This is a genomic window from Limnohabitans sp. (assembly GCF_044373035.1).
Lineage (GTDB): Bacteria > Pseudomonadota > Gammaproteobacteria > Burkholderiales > Burkholderiaceae_C > Limnohabitans_A.
In genome coordinates this window covers 1-2,798 of sequence record NZ_JBILQU010000212.1, presented here as the reverse complement: position 1 = coordinate 2,798, position 2,798 = coordinate 1, and the positions used below count along the sequence as shown (strand labels likewise).

Below are 2,798 nucleotides of genomic sequence, written 5' to 3'. Positions count from 1 at the left end.
AGGGCACCTTGAGGGTGTAGCCCCATGACCAGGTGGGTTGCGCTTGAGCCAAAGGCGTCAAGGGTGACAAGGTGGCCTGGACCCAGTCGGCTGCAGAGCCTTGTGGGCCGTTGCAGTTTTTCAAAAGGCCCTGTGGTGCTGTGGGTTGTGGACTGGCTTCGGATTCGCTCAGCAGGCAGGGTGTCAAGTCCATCATGGGGGCCAGCAGCATCGCCCGGGGCTGGCTGGGGCTGGGCAGTATGGGCGTGATCAGGGGCAGAGCCAGCAGGGCGCTGAGCACGCCGCCTGACAAGAACAAGGCCAAGCCGGTGTCGCGGTTCATCGCAGCAACATGGATTTGATGCGCCTTTGCAAGTGCAACGGCAGGATTTTGACCAGGGGCGCAAGCAAGGACGAGCGTTTGAGTTTTTGCAGGACGCGCAGCGCGAGTGATTTGCCGGTTTGAGTGGGGCTGGACGCTGCAGGGGGGGCGTGGCAAATGGCCAGGGCGAGCTGGGCCAGTTGTTCGGTGCTGGGTGGGGTGGCGGCGCGCAGGCCTTGCAGGTAATTCAGGCGGTAGTCAAAGTCTTGGCCCATGGGGCCCATGAAGGTTGGCTGCCCAGGGGCGGTGGGGCCTTGGCCGGTGAGGAAGTTCTCTTGCCGGATGCGATCAAAGAAAGCGGCCCAATCGGCTGGGGTTTGCTGCCAATTGCACAGCCATGACCAGGGTCGTTGGGCCAGGCGTTCGGCAAAAGCACCCAATGTGGGGGCCACGATGGGCAGGCCTTTTTCCAGGCAAGCACTCAGGGTGTAGCTGTAGGTCTCGGGCCACAGGGCGGGGAACCAGGCCACATCGGCTTGCAGCCAGTCCAGCAGCTGGGGCAGGTCGGCGTCGTCATAGGGGCCGTGCACCGTGAGCCGGGCTTTGGGTTGGGTGCGCAGTTGGCGGTAGCCAAAGCCAATCAGGTGGATGTCGAGCGGGATGTTGTTTTTGGCCGCCAGCAGAGCCAGCGCTTCGACCACGTCGGCCCCTTTGATTTGGCTGAGCCCGCCCAGCACGACGATTTTGAGGGCTTGTGTGGGTTCCAGGCGTTTGGGCTGGGGCGAGGGGAGCCAAGGTGTCTGGACCAAAAGCCGTGCATGCGGCACCACTTGCAGTGGGGCCAGGGGGATGTGCTTGAGCAGGCGCTGGCCCGCGTCGGCGCTGGGGCTGATGACCGTGCGGGCTTGTTCAAGCAAGGGCAGGTGCAGGGCGCGCCAGGTGTCAATGTCCAGGCCACCAGGTGCGGGGTTGCGCCGCACGCATTGGCGGCATTGTTCGATGCCTTGTTCGCCGCAGTAGCGGTGCGTTTCGTCGGTCAGTGAGATTTGGGGGCAGTAGCTGTGGTAATCGTGCAGGGTGAAGTCGTGTGCCAAGCCCAGCAAGGTGGGCAGTTGGCTGATGAAAGGGGTGTGCCCCAGCAGGTGGTGAAAGTGGATGTGCGCGACTTGCAGGTCTTGCAGGCTGCGCACCAGCCGGGCTTGGTCTTGCGGCAAGTTGAAGTGCAGCAGCAGATTGTCGAATTCACCTTCCAGGCGCAACTCCACCCCGCCTGGGGCGGGCGACAGGCGCAAGAAGGTGGCGTGCGTGGCCAGGTGCTGCCCCATTTCTTGCAGGTGTCGCAAGGTGCCGCCTTCGCGGTTGTGCGTGACGTTGAGGATGACGGGCTTGTTACTGCAGGTGATGCGGGCCAAGTCGATGACGCGGCGTGCCCATTGGGCGGGGTCGCGGCCAATGAAGCGGTGCACGTCGCTGTCGTAGCGGGGGTGCAGTTGGGCCAGCGTGAGCATGGCGTTGAGTTCGCGCTCGCTTTTGGAGTCGCCAAAGCTGATGCCGCCCACATGCCGGACAAAGGTGTCGAGCGTGTGCAGGTTGAGCCAACCGGCGTTGTGGGCGCGGATGCAGAAGTCGTTTTCTTCGCCGTAGCCTTTGCCAAAGTGGGCTTCGTCAAAGTCGCCGATGGCTTGCAGGCAGGCGCGGCGGATGTACATGCAAAAGCCCACGCCGGTGGGCACTTCGACCGCGTGGCCCGCCAGATGGGTGGCAAACAGCTGGTCGAGGCTGGCGGTGGTGTGGCCTGCGGGCAGGTCGTTGGCTTGGCAAAACCGGGGGTAGCTGCAGAGGGTGGCGTTGTTGGAGAACGGCGTCACGCTGGCCACTTGGGGGCGGCTGTAGGCGGCGCGCTGGATGCGGTCGAGCCAGTCGTTGGCGACTTCGGTGTCGCTGTTGAGCAGCAGCACGTCGCGGTCGGGGTGCAGGCGCATGCCCCGGTTGACGGTGGCCACAAAGCCCAGGTTTTCTTCGTTTTCGAGCAGGGTGATGCGGCGGGGCTCTTGTGCAGCCAACTCGCGCAGCCATTGGCTGACTTCGGGCTCGGGGCTGCAGTCGTTGATGACCACCAGGTGCCAGGCGGTTTGGCAGGGGCTGGCCAGAGCTGAAAGCACGCTGCGTTGGGTGTCTTCGAGGCTGCGGTAAACCGGAATGATCACGTCCACAGGGGTGTTGGGGCGTGGCAAGGCGCTGTGGGCCGGAGCGCTGGCGGTCAACAGGTCGGGCATCGCCGGGGGCATATCGGAGGGTGTGGGGCGGCGACCCAACAAGCCGTCTAAGGAGTATTTGAAATTCGCCAGTGGACGGGTCCAGCGGTAGAGCTTGGAGTTTTCGATGCGACCAAGTTGCTGTTGTAGGGCGATCTGCTGCTGCTGTAGCGCCTGCAATTGTTGGTGAGCAGTGGCGATGTTTTGCGACAAACCGGCTTTTTCAAGGGCCAGATCATGCA

General features: G+C 63.5%; 1 protein-coding gene and 1 pseudogene. Both read right to left on the bottom strand.

Annotation, left to right across the window (positions count from 1 at the left end; translation table 11 throughout):
- Window positions 1-322 (bottom strand): annotated as a pseudogene (locus ACIQ47_RS16040) (hypothetical protein); the annotation flags it as partial.
- On the bottom strand, window positions 319-2,798 hold a 2,480-nt coding region (locus tag ACIQ47_RS16035), incomplete at its 5' end, for a glycosyltransferase (RefSeq protein ID WP_396439031.1). The gene ACIQ47_RS16035 and the pseudogene ACIQ47_RS16040, both read right to left, overlap by 4 nt.